Source organism: Bartonella sp. AD24XZML (genome assembly GCF_042196485.1).
In the GTDB taxonomy this organism is placed as follows: domain Bacteria; phylum Pseudomonadota; class Alphaproteobacteria; order Rhizobiales; family Rhizobiaceae; genus Bartonella.
Genome location: NZ_JBHIQH010000077.1, coordinates 72,557 through 87,857 on the forward strand (window position 1 = coordinate 72,557; position 15,301 = coordinate 87,857).

Annotated in this window: 9 protein-coding genes and 1 tRNA gene; 5 read left to right on the top strand and 5 right to left on the bottom strand. The window is 36.4% G+C overall.

The window, feature by feature from the left end; all coding sequences use genetic code 11:
• Positions 1-259: 259 nt before the first annotated feature.
• Positions 260-667, top strand: a complete 408-nt coding sequence (gene mscL / locus ACFIMX_RS07565; RefSeq protein ID WP_026500234.1) for a large conductance mechanosensitive channel protein MscL — start codon at positions 260-262, stop codon at positions 665-667.
• An 18-nt stretch (positions 668-685) separates the two neighbouring features.
• Here mscL and ACFIMX_RS07570 read toward each other — a convergent pair whose 3' ends face one another.
• Complete coding sequence (locus ACFIMX_RS07570) at positions 686-2,392, bottom strand: ATP-binding protein (protein ID WP_375694272.1); 1,707 nt, start codon at positions 2,390-2,392, stop codon at positions 686-688.
• A 1,147-nt stretch (positions 2,393-3,539) separates the two neighbouring features.
• Positions 3,540-6,113, bottom strand: a complete 2,574-nt coding sequence (locus ACFIMX_RS07575; protein ID WP_375694273.1) for a DNA translocase FtsK — start codon at positions 6,111-6,113, stop codon at positions 3,540-3,542.
• A 460-nt stretch (positions 6,114-6,573) separates the two neighbouring features.
• On the opposite strand from ACFIMX_RS07575, the gene ACFIMX_RS07580 reads away from it, so the two are divergent.
• From ACFIMX_RS07580 to rpoH, 3 genes are all read left to right on the top strand, one after another.
• A complete protein-coding gene (locus ACFIMX_RS07580; protein WP_375694274.1) occupies positions 6,574-8,004 on the top strand; it encodes an aldehyde dehydrogenase family protein in 1,431 nt (476 codons plus the stop codon).
• A gap of 29 nt (positions 8,005-8,033) precedes the next feature.
• Entirely contained in the window at positions 8,034-9,038 is a 1,005-nt protein-coding gene (locus ACFIMX_RS07585; RefSeq protein WP_375694275.1) for an RluA family pseudouridine synthase, read from the top strand.
• Positions 9,039-9,186: 148 nt separating this feature from the next.
• Positions 9,187-10,071 carry an RNA polymerase sigma factor RpoH gene (rpoH, locus tag ACFIMX_RS07590; protein ID WP_375618560.1) on the top strand — a complete coding sequence of 295 codons (885 nt, stop codon included), beginning with the start codon at positions 9,187-9,189 and terminating at the stop codon, positions 10,069-10,071.
• A gap of 203 nt (positions 10,072-10,274) precedes the next feature.
• Here rpoH and ACFIMX_RS07595 read toward each other — a convergent pair whose 3' ends face one another.
• The 3 genes from ACFIMX_RS07595 to ACFIMX_RS07605 all read right to left on the bottom strand — a co-directional run bounded on the left by ACFIMX_RS07595 (position 10,275) and on the right by ACFIMX_RS07605 (position 14,762).
• Positions 10,275-11,696 carry a hypothetical protein gene (locus tag ACFIMX_RS07595; protein WP_375640746.1) on the bottom strand — a complete coding sequence of 474 codons (1,422 nt, stop codon included), beginning with the start codon at positions 11,694-11,696 and terminating at the stop codon, positions 10,275-10,277.
• 229 nt (positions 11,697-11,925) lie between these two features.
• Positions 11,926-13,215 carry an adenylosuccinate synthase gene (locus tag ACFIMX_RS07600; protein WP_375640744.1) on the bottom strand — a complete coding sequence of 430 codons (1,290 nt, stop codon included), beginning with the start codon at positions 13,213-13,215 and terminating at the stop codon, positions 11,926-11,928.
• A gap of 383 nt (positions 13,216-13,598) precedes the next feature.
• The gene (locus ACFIMX_RS07605) at positions 13,599-14,762 is read right to left on the bottom strand and encodes a phosphoserine transaminase (RefSeq protein ID WP_375613717.1); all 1,164 of its coding nucleotides are present in this window, start codon (positions 14,760-14,762) and stop codon (positions 13,599-13,601) included.
• A gap of 398 nt (positions 14,763-15,160) precedes the next feature.
• Between ACFIMX_RS07605 and ACFIMX_RS07610 the strand changes: the two genes are divergently transcribed.
• Positions 15,161-15,236, top strand: a tRNA-Phe gene (locus tag ACFIMX_RS07610).
• Positions 15,237-15,301: the final 65 nt, after the last annotated feature.

Consider the following 15,301-nt stretch of genomic DNA (forward strand, 5'->3'; position numbering starts at 1 on the left):
GCAATTATATAAATTAAGCTACAGTTTTCTACTTTCTGTTGAAAAAGCAGATATAGTTTTTATCAAAAAAGCTTTTTTCTAGGAAATATTCTATGTACATTCAAATAGAGCCCTAAAGCTCTTTATTAAACCTTATAAAGTTCTTTGAAAATAAGATTAATATCGTAATATAATCCTAAAAATAAAATCTGCCCTTTCCTTTTTCATCAAAAGCGGTAAGTAAATTACCGTATATCGCTTATATAAAGGGGAAAACGCAATGCTTAAAGAATTCAAAGAATTTGCCCTAAAAGGTAATATGATTGATCTTGCTATCGGTGTGATTATAGGGGGTGCTTTTGGTAGCTTGGTCAACTCAATTGTCAATGATATTTTTATGCCAATCATTGGGCTGATTACGGGTGGAATTGATTTTTCTAATATGTTTATTCAACTTGCTGGCGAAAAACAAGCAACATTGAGTGCCGCCAAAGCAGCTGGAGCAACCATTAGCTATGGACACTTTATTACTTTACTTATCAATTTTCTCATTATTGCTTGGGTTCTTTTTTTATTCGTTAAGGCTATGAATAAAATTCGTAGAAAAGAAGAAGAAAGCCCCAAAAAAACGTCTTCAGAAGAACAACTTTTAACAGAAATTAGAGATCTTTTGGCTAAGAAAAAATAATTTTATGCAAGATTTACATCATGGAACACGAGGAAAAAACATTTCCACAGTTGTTCCATGATTGGGTTTTGAGAACAGTAAAAATTGTCCCCCTCTTTCTTCCACCATTGCTTTACACATTGGGAGGCCTAAACCTGTTCCCATAAAAGCGCTATCACCAGATCGGCCATCTTTGCGCTCTACTTGACCATAAGGTTGCAGTGCCTGTATAATCTCTTCTTCGTTCATCCCTATACCATTATCACTCACTGAAATTTTTACACGTTCTTTTCTATAAGAAACGTGAACAATAATCTGTCCACCCAAAGGTGTAAAACGAATAGCATTGGAAAGAAGATTCCATATAATCTGGCGAAACACTTGTTGTGATACAGGAATAAATGGAACGTGAGATGGAGCAACAATACGCATGATAATGCCGTTCTGATTGGCTTGAGTTTCAAGAAAAGCTATCGTCGCACGTAAACAAGATATTACATCAAATGTTTCAGAAATAAGGGAAGAATCAATCTGGTTATCGGAACCAGAATAATTTATCTTCGAGCACTCTAGTAATTGATTAATCAGCAATAATATATGTTTTCCAGAGGAAATAATATCGCGTAAATATCCATGATAGCGCTCATTTTCTATTGAACCAAAACGGCCTTCTCTCATAATTTCTGCAAAACCAATAAGAGCATTCAAAGGTGTTCGTATTTCATGAACAACTCCAACGATTTTATCCTCTTCTGCTTTTTTTTCTCCTGATAGAACTGTTTGTGTCCTATCACGCAACATAACAGCATAATTGCCTTGCTTTGCCAAAAATACAATCGTTATCAAAACGGTTATATTTTTATGATTTTTTGTCATTAAATTAGCGGTTTCACTGCGATTTAAAACCTGATTTTTTCCCTCCATACGGATTGATTTAAAATATTTTTCAACCAAAAGTCGGCTTTGCAAAGTAAATAATGAAGAGAATAGCTGTCCTCGTAGTTTATTTATTTCATAACCCATTAATGCTAAGGCTGCCCTACTCGCTGATTGAATAAAGCCCTCTTCATCCAACCATAAAACGCCATCTGTTGCTGTATCCAACAATGATAAAACTGCAGCGGGCTCTTTTACGAGAGCTTGTTCTATAGCATTTATCGGCAATGTTTGTGCATATGGTAACTGAATAGCTGTTTCTTCAACTAAATTTTCTTCTTTTACCGATGAATTCAATTCATCACGCAATTGCTCTGCGATTTCACGAAAAGCTGAGCGTTCGATCTCCGTAAGACATGGCATTTCTGTTTCTAGCTTTTCATTTCTTTTTTCTTGGACTTTTTTTTGTATTTTTAAAACACCAAAGCCACGAAACCCCTTAAGCTGCTTTGTAACATCAAAAATTGGCAAAGCCGACAATTCAACATCAAGCCATTGTAAGCAACCATCAACAGGCCATTGAACAATCTCTTTACTCCAAGGCATAGCCGCTTCAATAAAATGACTGAGAACCAGATATCGATCATCATTAAATTGATGAGCAAGCTCATGAAAACTACACCCTAAAATAGAAGAAGAGAGAGGACCAACAACTTCAGCTAGCTCTTTTGAGACTTCACAAAACAAACCATTGTGATCGATTTCCCACGTAAAAGGCCGTGGCAAAAGCTCTGGTGTAAAACGAAAAGCTTCTTGCTGACATTTTAATTCATTTGTATTTAACTTTAACTCATCTGCTTTTAATGGCATAACTAAAACTAAAAAGTGTTGGATTTACTCTCAAATGAATAATGCTAATTTGTTTACAATTATCTATTCTGGTTAAAATAACTTGATATCTCATATCAATTGTCTGTAGCAAAATTTTGACTGTTTCATCAACAAAACAAGAATAAAAAGAAGCTTCCAGCTCTGGTTGCTTATTCACCCATTATTGTAATAAATCTTATTACAATAATGATAACATCTCCCTCGCATAAATAGTACTCAAAAAGAATACACTTATTTTACGCATTCATGCGCCTGTTTTGAAAAGATATCTCCCAAGATCGCCAAGCTTATTTTACGACAGCTTCCGTAAATGGTGTAATGTAAAGGTCCCTATAGAGGATATCAAGGCATTGTGCATTACCATTTTTATGCTTATAAAAGAGCTGGTTAGCACCATCATTATACTAATTTCAGCCCCTAATGTCACCAATAGTTCTTAGCATTTGAAGGCATTCATAAGCAGCATTTTTAACTTTTTTACTCCTACATTATTATGATACGCAAGGAAATGGTTTTAATTGTTTCAACAGAAACAGATTTGAAATGAGAAAATCTTATAATGTTTGAGACTTTTATTCACTGTGAATAATGATAAATTACTATAAATCAATATACTGCATTATAAAAATCTCTTTTTCAAATAAAGCTTCTCGTAAGAACACCTTTCTTGAGCCAATAATATCAAATGATAATAAATTCAGCGTAGCGCTTTAAAGTACCCCATGCAACAGAACTTGCATATTGGGCATTTTTTTTATGATGTTCTCAATAATCTTCCAAAGATCTTTCTTTCATTAGAATCGCTACAAAAGAAAAAACAAAAATATGCCACCGCACTATTTTATTAAAAAAATTCTCTGTAAAAAAGAGAACACAAATCATCTGTCCTCATATAAAGATTTGTTTAATTTCTTTATATTCCAGATCATTTAGAAATGTTAAAAATATCTCATAATCTCCTTTGATATCAGCTTGTTTACCTCATCAGAAGTCTTAATACAAAAGATCGCTTTTTCTTTATTACTCTCCATTTAAATTTTTAATATTATATAAAAAAATAAAACAAGCACATTTAAATAATGACTGTCAGATATTTAAAAAATTGCATATTTTTAAATGTGTTTGTTTATTTTCCTTCATTGAGTAAAATTTCACGTTTTCCAACATGATTAGCGGCTCCAACAATGCCTTTTTCTTCCATCCGCTCGACGAGAGAAGCTGCTTTATTATAGCCGATTGAAAGTCGGCGCTGAATATAAGATGTTGAACATTTTTTATCACGCATAACAATTTTTACAGCTTGGTTATAAAGTTCCTCACCCTCTTCATCAAAATTTTCTTCCTCAGAAATTCCAGCAGCTGAATCAGCAGAATTATCCTCTTTGTTATCGTCTTCATTATCTGTTACCGTTGCTAAATAATCAGGTTTACCTTGCATTTTTAGATGTGCAACGATGGATTCAACTTCTTCATCAGAAACAAAAGGTCCATGAACGCGCACAATGCGTCCACCACCTGCCATATGAAGCATATCCCCCTGACCTAAAAGTGTTTCAGCACCTTGTTCACCCAAGATCGTACGACTATCAATTTTTGATGTTACTTGAAAAGAAATGCGGGTAGGAAAGTTCGCTTTAATTGTACCTGTGATAACATCAACAGAAGGACGTTGCGTTGCCATAATAAGATGAATACCTGCCGCACGCGCCATTTGCGCTAAGCGCTGAATAGCATTCTCTATCTCTTTCCCTGCCACCATCATAAGATCAGCCATCTCATCAACAATCACAACAATATAAGGAAGCTGCGTGAGATCCATGGCTTCTTCATGATAAAGCATTTCCCCTTTTTCCTTATCAAAACCCGACTGAACAGTACACATGATCGTTTCGCCTTTTTGAGCTGCAAGTGCAACGCGTGCATTAAAACCATCAATATTACGCACACCCAACTTAGCCATTTTGCGATAACGCTCTTCCATTTCACGAACCGCCCATTTTAAAGCTGTTACTGCTTTTTTGGGATCTGTGACAACGGGTGTTAAAAGATGTGGAATGCCATCATAAACAGAGAGCTCTAACATTTTAGGATCAACCATGATCAAACGACACTGCTTTGGTGTCATACGATAAAGAATCGACAAAATCATTGTATTAATTGCAACAGACTTGCCTGATCCTGTTGTTCCTGCAACCAACAAATGAGGCATTTTTGCTAATTCTGCAATGACCAGTTCACCATTAATCCCCTTCCCCAAAGCAAGAGCAAGTTTAAATTCACTTTCACGAAAAGAACGTGTTTGGATTAATTCCCGTAAATAAACGGTTTCACGAACCGCATTGGGTAACTCAATCCCGATAACATTACGTCCAGGAATTACAGCAACGCGTGTAGAAATAGCAGACATAGAACGCGCAATATCATCAGAAAGATTAATAACGCGTGATGATTTTACACCCGCAGCGGGTTCAAATTCATACATTGTTACCACTGGCCCTGGATGAACATGGATAACTTCACCCTTAATGCCAAAATCTTCCAAAACACTTTCCAAAAGTCCAGCACCACGTTCTAATGTTTCTTGAGGAATCATCGTACCTTCATGAAAAACAGGTTCCTGTAATAAGTTGATCGGAGGAAATTCATAAATATCACAGTCAATAGATTGAATATTTTGCATAAAAGCAGAATCATAATTACCTAATGGCATACGAGTAGATTGCAATGTTTTAGTTTTACTGTTTGCTTGCATCACAGAAAAATCTTTTGAATTCTTTGTGACGGCTTTGTTTATACAATCAACAGTATTATTGGCGACAATATTATTGGTATTTTCAGTCTCTATACTAGCCCCTGCATCACTTAACGCCCCTGTATTACTTAACGTATGAGCAGAATCTTCAACAGAAAGCTTAGAATGACACCCTTTAGTAGTATCATTATTTGTATGCATTAAATCAGAAATTTTCTCAACACCTCGCATTCTTTCCGCTGGAGATTCTGATGTAATTGAATCATAGAGTTGTGGAAAGCGGTATTCAAGAACACGGTAAAGAGCAGTTATTGACTCATCAAAGGCTGTGGGGATATCAGGTGTGAGTTCATTTGTCGTGTCAATTGATGTTCCATCCTCTTTTGAAGTTTGAGTCTCCACATGTTCAAATATCAAAGATTCACACTCAAAAAATGCATCATCGGAAAGATGCAACGCAGGTTTTATTTTTTGTAGCACATTTTCCACTTGTAATTTATGTTCTTGTTTATCCTCCTCAAGTGGAATATTTGCTGACGGCATATGAATAGCTTGTCGTGACAACTGCTTCAGAACCGTTGAATGACAAACTGATGTTTTATTCTCTATTGATTGAGGATTAATGACTTTTTTTGTCGAAAGAATATTTGTTGTTTTCTTGTTACAACGTACAATATCTGTATCTGTAATTTTTTTTTGATCTTGCTTCGTAAAAATTTTAAACTGTTTTGCAAAAACTGGATCTATTTCTATACGACGACGCAAAATCTCAACTTCTGGGGTTCTCGTGAAACGGACGTTTTTTCCGAGGGCAAATGCCTTTTTCCACACTTCCGGATAAGGAAATATCTCAGTAATCTTAACAGATAAATCTTCTCTTGATGCACCTTTTGTACCATCATCAGAAAAAGAAGACGTAGAAATAGATTTTGTTTTCGAATTATGCATGGCATCCAACAAATTTATAGTAATGAGAAAAATAACCTTTTCAAAAAGAATTCGTAGAAACTATCATACGAAGGTTAATAACCTTTTGCTGATAGTTACTTTTTAATGAAAAAAATAATGCCATAATGCATATTCATAATCTGCCTTTTGCATATTTACGATATAAATTGCCCAGTTTATGGTGTCATAGAGCTCGTATTTCATTTGTTTTGAAGAAAACTTCATGATAAAAAAGCTTCAAGAAAATTGTCTATGCCTCTCTTTCTCTCCCTTTTCATAAAAGAAACTAGTCTCAATAATACAATAAGCATTGCTCTATTGAACTCTCCATGCTCAATTATCACGATATAATCTAATTTCTCGCGTTTTTATAAGATTACCCTTGTTATCCTCGTTTAAAAAGGCTTAGACTAAGACAATCATAATTACATAAATACAAATAGAAAAAAGGGAGTGAATTATGTTTAATACACGGAAATTTTATATCAATGGTCTATGGGATGAACCAAGCACTCCTCACGATTTTGACGTCATTAATCCATCAACAGAGGAGACTTGTGCTGTCATTAGCCTTGGAAGTACAAAAGATGCCGATAAAGCAATTAATGCGGCTAAAGAAGCCTTTCAAAAATGGAAAACAACATCACCAAATGAGCGTCTTGGATTTGTTGAAAAAATTCTAGAGATTTACGAAAAACGTTCCAAAGACATGGCAAAAACCATTTCAATGGAAATGGGAGCACCAATTGATATGGCGCTTAATGCGCAAACTGCAACCGGAAGTTCCCATATTCGCAATTTTATCGAAGCTTATAAAGAGTTTTCGTTCCAAAAAACTTTAATAAAGGGAAATGAGCAAGCAATCCTTCACTACGATCCTATCGGCGTCGTAGGATTAATTACGCCATGGAATTGGCCCATGAATCAAGTAACTCTTAAAGTTATTCCTGCTCTCTTGGCTGGCTGTACCATGGTGTTAAAGCCCTCTGAAATTGCGCCTCTTTCTGCTATGCTTTTTGCTGAATTTTTAGATGAAGCCGCACTTCCAGCCGGTGTTTTTAATTTAATCAATGGTGATGGTGCAACTGTCGGCTCTTACCTCTCTGCACATCCAGATTTAGAAATGATCAGCTTTACTGGTTCAACTAGAGCAGGAAAAGATATTTCTAAAAATGCCAGCGCTACTTTAAAAAGAGTCTGTCTGGAACTTGGGGGAAAAGGAGCGAATATTATCTTTGCTGATGCCGACTCAGATGCTGTTCAACGTGGTGCACGACATTGCTTTTATAATAGTGGACAAAGTTGTAATGCACCAACTCGTATGCTTGTGGAACAGAGCATCTATGACAAAGCCGTGAAAATAGCCAAAGATATTGCAGAAACAACAAAAGTAGGACCAAACTGCCAAGAAGGAAATCATATTGGGCCCGTTGTTTCAAAAAAACAATATGATAAAATTCAAGATCTTATCCAATCGGGAATTGATGAAGGTGCAACTCTTGTTGCAGGCGGGACTGGTTCACCAAAAGGAATGGAACGCGGTTATTATGTCCGTCCAACAGTCTTTGCTGATGTAAAACCTCATATGCGTATTTTTAAAGAAGAAATCTTTGGTCCAGTTCTCTCGATTCTTTCTTTTAGTACAGAAGAAGAAGCCGTCGCTTTAGCGAATGAGACTGAGTATGGTCTTACAAACTATATTCAATCGCAAGATCGCGACAAATGTCGTCGTATTGCGGCACAAGTACGCTCTGGTATGGTAGAAGTTAATGGACATGGATTACCCAGTGGAAGCTACTTTGGAGGTGTAAAATTTTCTGGGCGCGCTCGTGAAGGAGGACATTGGGGAATTAAAGAATTTCTCGATAGTAAAGCAATTTCGTACTGGTAAAATCTTGTTAAAAACTTAATAGGAATCGTATGGTAATACAGAAAATAACGGATGGAGGTGCTCTTGGGCAACGTCTTGATCAGTGGCTCGCAAAACAATATCATGATGTGCTCTCACGTTCGCGTTTGCAAACCCTCATCCGTGAAGGCTGTCTTAAAATTGATGGTCAATTCATAAAGGAACCAAAAATAAAATTAAAACCTAACCAAATAATTGAATTGGAAATGCCGGACCTTCGTGATGCAGAACCTAGCGCTGAAGCCATTGCATTGGACATTCTTTTTGAAGATGATCATATCATTGTTATTAACAAACCAGCTGGTCTTGTTGTTCATCCTGGGAATGGAAATTGGACCGGTACATTGGTTAATGCCCTTATTTACCACTGTGGGAATAGTTTATCTGGTATAGGTGGTGTTAAACGCCCTGGCATTGTCCATCGTCTTGATAAAAATACAAGCGGTGTTATGGTTGTTGCAAAAAATGATCTAGCTCATAAAAGTCTCAGTGCTCAATTTTCTGATCATGGACGTACCTGCGCATTAGATCGACGCTACCATGCCTTGATTTGGGGAACACCTCAGCGCAATGTCTGGACAATTGATGCATCACTTGGCCGTTCGCCCCATAACCGGACAAAGCAAGCTGTCATCCATAACCAAAACCCTTATGCTCGTCATGCTGTTACACATGTTTCTCTGCTTGAAAAATATGGCTCTCATGCAGACTCAACATCTTTTGCTAGCCTTCTGGAATGTCGCTTAGAAACTGGACGCACCCATCAAATCCGTGTTCATATGACTCATATGGGGCATCCACTCATAGGCGATACAGTTTATGGAAACGCTTTTAAAACAAAATCAAACACATTCAACCCCACTATTAGAAATGCAATCGATCAATTCAACCGACATGCACTCCATGCTGCAAGTCTTACTTTGGAACATCCTTCTACCGGTAAAGTTATGTCGTTTTCCGCACCACTGCCTCAAGATATGGCTAAACTTATTAAGCTTTTAAAAAAAATGAATTGAAACTTTTCCCCTTCTCAAGATTTCACAATAAAATATCTTTTTTTGAACAAAATTGAAAAATATGCTAGAGTGAGGTTATGAGGATAGTTAGCTATCTAAAACATAGAATTTGCCTTATCAGGGAATTCAGATGAAAGGAGGGTGCTATATGGCCCATATGAATTTATTATCAGTAATGACAGGTGATGGTGGTTTAAACCGTTACTTGGAAGAAGTGCGTCGTTTTCCAATGCTTGAGCCAAAAGAAGAATATATGTTAGCTCAGCGTTACCGTGAGCATAATGATCTAAAAGCTGCGCATAGGCTAGTAACCAGCCATTTGCGTCTCGTAGCTAAAATCGCGATGGGATATCGGGGCTACGGACTTCCCATTGGGGAAGTCATTTCAGAAGGCAATGTTGGACTCATGCAAGCTGTTAAACGTTTCGAACCAGAGCGGGGTTTTCGTCTTGCAACCTATGCAATATGGTGGATTAAAGCGTCAATCCAAGAATATGTATTGCGCTCTTGGAGTTTGGTGAAAATGGGGACAACAGCTAATCAAAAGCGCTTGTTTTTCAACCTTCGTAAGTTAAAAAGTAAACTTCAAGCACTTGATAGTGGCGATCTCAATGCAGAACAAGTGAAAGAAATTGCAACCCAGTTGAATGTCACAGAAGATGAAGTTGTATCAATGAATCGTAGGCTTGGTGGTGACACTTCACTCAACGCACCAATTCGGACAAAAGAAGGAGAAAACAGCGAGTTACAAGATTGGTTGGTGGATGAATCTAACGATCAAGAACAAATTTTAATTGAAAAAAGTGAATTAGAAAATCGCCGTTCCATGCTCATAAATGCCATGGACAATCTCAATGAACGCGAAAAACGTATATTCAAAGCGCGTCGTTTAAATGATGTACCACTAACCCTAGAAGAACTCTCTGGTGAATTTAATATTAGTCGAGAACGAGTAAGACAAATTGAAATGCGTGCATTTGAAAAAGTACAAAACTCTATCAAAGATTCTACTTTATCTCAAAGTCAAGTGTAAAACCTAGAGTTAAGTATAAAGCCAATGGTTTGCACATTCTTTAAATGTGAAAATGAAAAAAAGCATGCCTTGGCTTTATACTTGTAAATTAGTCTATCGAATTCTTTACGTTATTGATATGTAAAGATTTAGTGAGTGTATTTGGTATATAATTGATAAAGACGGTCGTGGAAAATTCTTCACAGCCGTTTATTTTTTTGCATCTATGTTTTATTTTTTTGACCAAGAACTGTTAACTTATCTTGTTGTGCAAGCCATTGTCCAATAACTTCATTAAAAATAGACTTACCTGTTGGTCCTTTTGCAAAGGTTAATTCACTTATACGCCCATTTTTATCCGTTAACACCAAACGCATCCAATCTAATTCTCGCATCAATTGTAAATTTCGATCAAGAAATGGATGATTACCACTCAATGCGACAAGAAAAAAGTCATCGTTAATCTTTGCAGCAATGGTTCTTGTTAAAGCCTGTCCAATGGATTGTTCACTTGCTTTAAAGGTTAATGCTTGAACATTGCTTATAGATTTACCTGAAAATTTATCCGAAAGAATAAAAATAAGGTCCATAATATATGAAGCAGGAAATGACTGATCGGTATTACGACGTAAAATTAACCGCAATGATATCCCTTCATCAGGAATTGTTATATCACCTTGTATAGTTGTTTCTTCTGGAGACCCCTTCACTTGAGACTCTTTTATAAGCGTCCAGCGAGCACTTCCCGTTGCTATCTTTTCTGCATCATAATTTGTACGTGCTTGATAGAAAACAGCTTCACCTGATTTTTCAAGCGATTGCAAATTGCTATCAACAACTGTTGAGAGTACTTCTTCATCCGAAGAATCTATCGCTTGTTTTAAACCAACATCAATTTCACTTCCATCCTCTAATAAGCGTTGTGTTAACTTTCTCTTAATTGGAAATGCCTTTGGTACTCTGTGAGAAGCTTGAAGATTTTCTTCTAAAAACTGATAATCATTTGATACAAATACACGCTCACCAACAAAAAAAATACCAACAATTAAAACAACAAAACTAACAACAAAAACAGCACTTATCACAATACGCCTTTGCACTAACGATTTATTAGCACGACGTAAAGCCTGAGAAAAAATGTGCGAAACAATATGCGGATTATCTTCCTGCGAAGGAGAAATCTTTAACACACTGCTATTAACATGCTGAGAAGGCACATCAGCCTCCATATTAACAGGCTCTGCATCTGGTATATCTGATACACAAAGCTCAACAAATACCTTGTTATCCTTTGAACGTGTAACAAAATCCTGCTTTCTTTTTATGTTTACCTCTGACAATTCATTATTCTTTGGTAATATAGTTTTTTTTGTAACTTTCTTATCTTCATTTATATTTGTGGGATTCCACCCAATAACTGAAGAAAGCCGTTTCTTTTCAACTGCTAAATATTCTCCTTCAACAGTTGCAATAGAACTTTGAAGAATCTTTCTTTGTTCATCCGCTATTGCTTGTGGTATTTTTGCTGTTACAAATTGATGTTCTAGTGTTTCGGTAGCCCGCTTATAAATCCGCTTACGCACTTGTGGTGTAATATTATTTTGTGCATTAATTGTCTTTTTTAAGATTCCAACGAAATCTACCATTTCCTCTATAATCTCTCTTAAACTGAGAAAAAATCAATAGTAAAGCCAAAAAACTTTATTTTAGCCTTCTAAATTGGTTGCCATTTAATATTGGTACAACATAATGTAAAATGAATATGAAAAATAAACAATGCTATTTTGCACCTTTCTCTTACGTGCTCTTAAAAACTTTTTTGTAAAAAGATACAAAAATGAACAGAGAACATATATAGAAATCTAAAAACAATAATCAATTAACAAAGGGATCCGTAATAAGAATAGTATCTTCACGCTCTGGACTTGTGGATAATAAAGCCACTTTTGTATTAATCAGTTCTTCAATATAGCGTATATATTTAATAGCCTGCACTGGTAAATCTTCCCACCTCAATGCATGTGCTGTTTCTTTCTTCCAACCTTCTAATGTTGCATAAATAGGCTTCACCCGATCCTGAGCTCCCATGGAAGAAGGTAAATAATCAATCCTTTTACCATCAAGCTCATAACCAATACAAATTTTTATTTCATCCAAACCATCTAAAACATCAAGTTTTGTCAATGCTATACCTTGAACACCGCAAATTGTTACCATCTGACGTACTAAGACAGCATCAAACCAACCACATCGACGCTTTCGACCCGTTACAACACCAAATTCATGTCCACGCATTCCCAGAAATTCACCAATATCATTTATCTGCTCTGTCGGGAACGGCCCTTCTCCAACGCGTGTAGTATAAGCTTTTGCAATACCCAAAACATAATGAATTGCATCAGGTCCCATCCCCGAACCTATACATGCTTGCCCAGCAACTGTATTAGATGACGTTACATAAGGATAAGTTCCAAAATCATTATCTAATAAAGCACCTTGCGCACCTTCAAAAAGAATGTGTTTCCCTCCTCGATAACCTTCATCTAAAAGACGCCACGTACAATCCATAAAGGGCAAAATTTTATCCGCAACTTGCATCAATTCATCATAAAGCGCTTGAGAATCAATCTCTGCAACACCCATCCCACGACGCAAAGCATTATGATGCCTCAAAAGCCGCTCAATCTTAGCCATAAGTGTATCTTTTTCTGCTAAATCCATCACTCGGATAGCACGACGTCCCACCTTATCTTCATAAGCCGGTCCAATACCGCGCTTTGTTGTACCAATCTTTAAACCAGATAAACCGCTTTCTCGAATTGCATCAAGATCACGATGCAACGAAAGAATCAGAGGAGCATTTTCAGCAATACGCAAAATTTCTGGTGTGATTTTTACACCCTGATTACATAGTTTTTTTACTTCTGCAACAAAATGATGAGGGTCAACAACAACACCATTACCAATAATTGATAACTTGCCACGCACTAAACCAGACGGTAAAAGTGATAATTTATAACTGACTCCATCAACAACCAATGTGTGGCCAGCATTATGCCCCCCCTGATATCTTACCACGATATCTGCTCGCTCAGACAACCAATCTACAATTTTACCTTTGCCTTCATCACCCCATTGTGTACCGACAACAACTACATTGGCCATAACTTTCTCCGTCGTGTTTGGTCAAAAAAACCAGCATTCAAAAACAAACACTTCTTTATAACGAAACCTTAGAGCAAGTGCGACTCCTCATTTCAGATTTTTCTCAATCTTCAAGTGATTAAATTTTCAAATTTATGATAATAAAGATAAGCAAATACCAAAATATTTTAAATCTGTCATTTTTGCTACAAAAAGTAAAAAAATAGAGATTTTAATTTGTGCGTATCCAACACCTGACAGAGCATTTATTCCTCCTCTTAATCTTTTACAATTCATGTAATATTTAGAGGCTGTTTGTCTGATACAAGAATACGAAAAATCATCATAATCTTTCGTATCCTTTTTCTGTTTAAAAACACCCTGTGAAAATCACCAGTAATTATTTAAAGCTGTGCTTTTTCAACTTGGAACGCCCACTCAAGCCATTGTGTTAAAATTTCAAGATCGGAAGCCTCAATTGTTATACCCGCCCAAATTCGAAGCCCAGGAGGAGCATCGCGATACGAACCGATATCATAAGCAACCCCTTCCTCATCAAGACGCTTCACAACCGCTTTTATAAAAGATACTCGCTTTTCCGTATCCAAAGCAGTAATCACTGGATCCACAATATCTAAACAAATAGCGGTGTTAGAACGCACTTCAGGATCTTTTGCCAAATATTCTAACCATGGCGTTTTGCGAACAAAAGCATCAAGTACAGAAAAATTTTTCTCAACCCGTGCTCTTAATGCCGCTGCACCTCCTAGAGATTTTGCCCACTTCAACCCATCAAGGAAATCCTCAACACAAAGCATAGAAGGTGTATTGATGATCTTTCCTTTAAAAATATCTTCGTTCAATTTTCCATTTTTTGTCATATAGAAAAGTTGGGGCATAGGCCAAGCTGGAACATGATTCTCAAGCCTCTCAACAGCACGAGGACTTAAAATCACCATACCATGTGCAGCCTCGCCTCCCAAAACTTTCTGCCATGAAAAAGTAACAACATCTAATTTTGAAAAATCAAGATATTGCGCAAAAGCTGCCGATGTTGCATCACAAATGGTCAATCCAGCCCGCTTATGCGGAATGAAATCTGCATTAGGAATACGCACACCAGAAGTTGTCCCATTCCATGTAAAAACAACATCCCGATCAAAGTCAAGTTGTGTTAAATCTGGTATTTCACCATAAGGAGCTTCAAAACGACGCACATCAGAAAGCTTTAATTGCTCGACAACATCTTTATTCCACCCAAACCCAAAACTTTCCCACGCTGCCATATCAATGCCACGCTCACCTAATAGGGACCATAGAGCAGCCTCAACAGCACCGGTATCTGATCCTGGCATAATTCCTATACGATGATCAGAAGGAACCTCAAGAATCTCACGGGTTAAATTAACAACTTCAGCAAGTTTTAATTCTGCTTCTCTAGATCTATGCGAACGCCCAACTAATGCATTTTTAAGAACATCAAGAGTCCAACCAGGCCGTTTGCTACAAGGACCTGAAGAAAAATTAGTATTATTGGGACGATTACTTGGTTTTTGTAACATTATCATTATTTCTCCCCTTTTAGATGTTTTTCTTTCTTTATAAAGAAAAACAAATTATTATAAAGACTAATCAATAATCTTTTTAGAAAAAAGTCAAAAATATTGTCTATTATTGCGTATGCTTAAAATTCACGGAAACTTTATAAAAAATCTTTCTTAATCATGCTTCTCGATTGATTCTTTTAATTTTTTTCGTATCATCACCACAATAAGACAGCATTCTAATAACAATACACTAAAGTGTCCAATATACCTATCAAATTTATTTTATGATAAAGATTCATTGATAACGCTCTAGAATAGGGAGATAAACTTATTAAAAAATCAATTATTTTTCTTTTGATGACTGGACAGAGAAAATTTTAATGTTATAACCGCAAACGCTTTATATTTTTTAGAAGCATGCCCAGATAGCTCAGTTGGTAGAGCAGCGGACTGAAAATCCGCGTGTCCGTGGTTCGAATCCGCGTCTGGGCACCATTTTTTCTCTTTAACATATTGAAATATATAATTTTTTATTTGATTTTCTATTTTTTAGACCACCT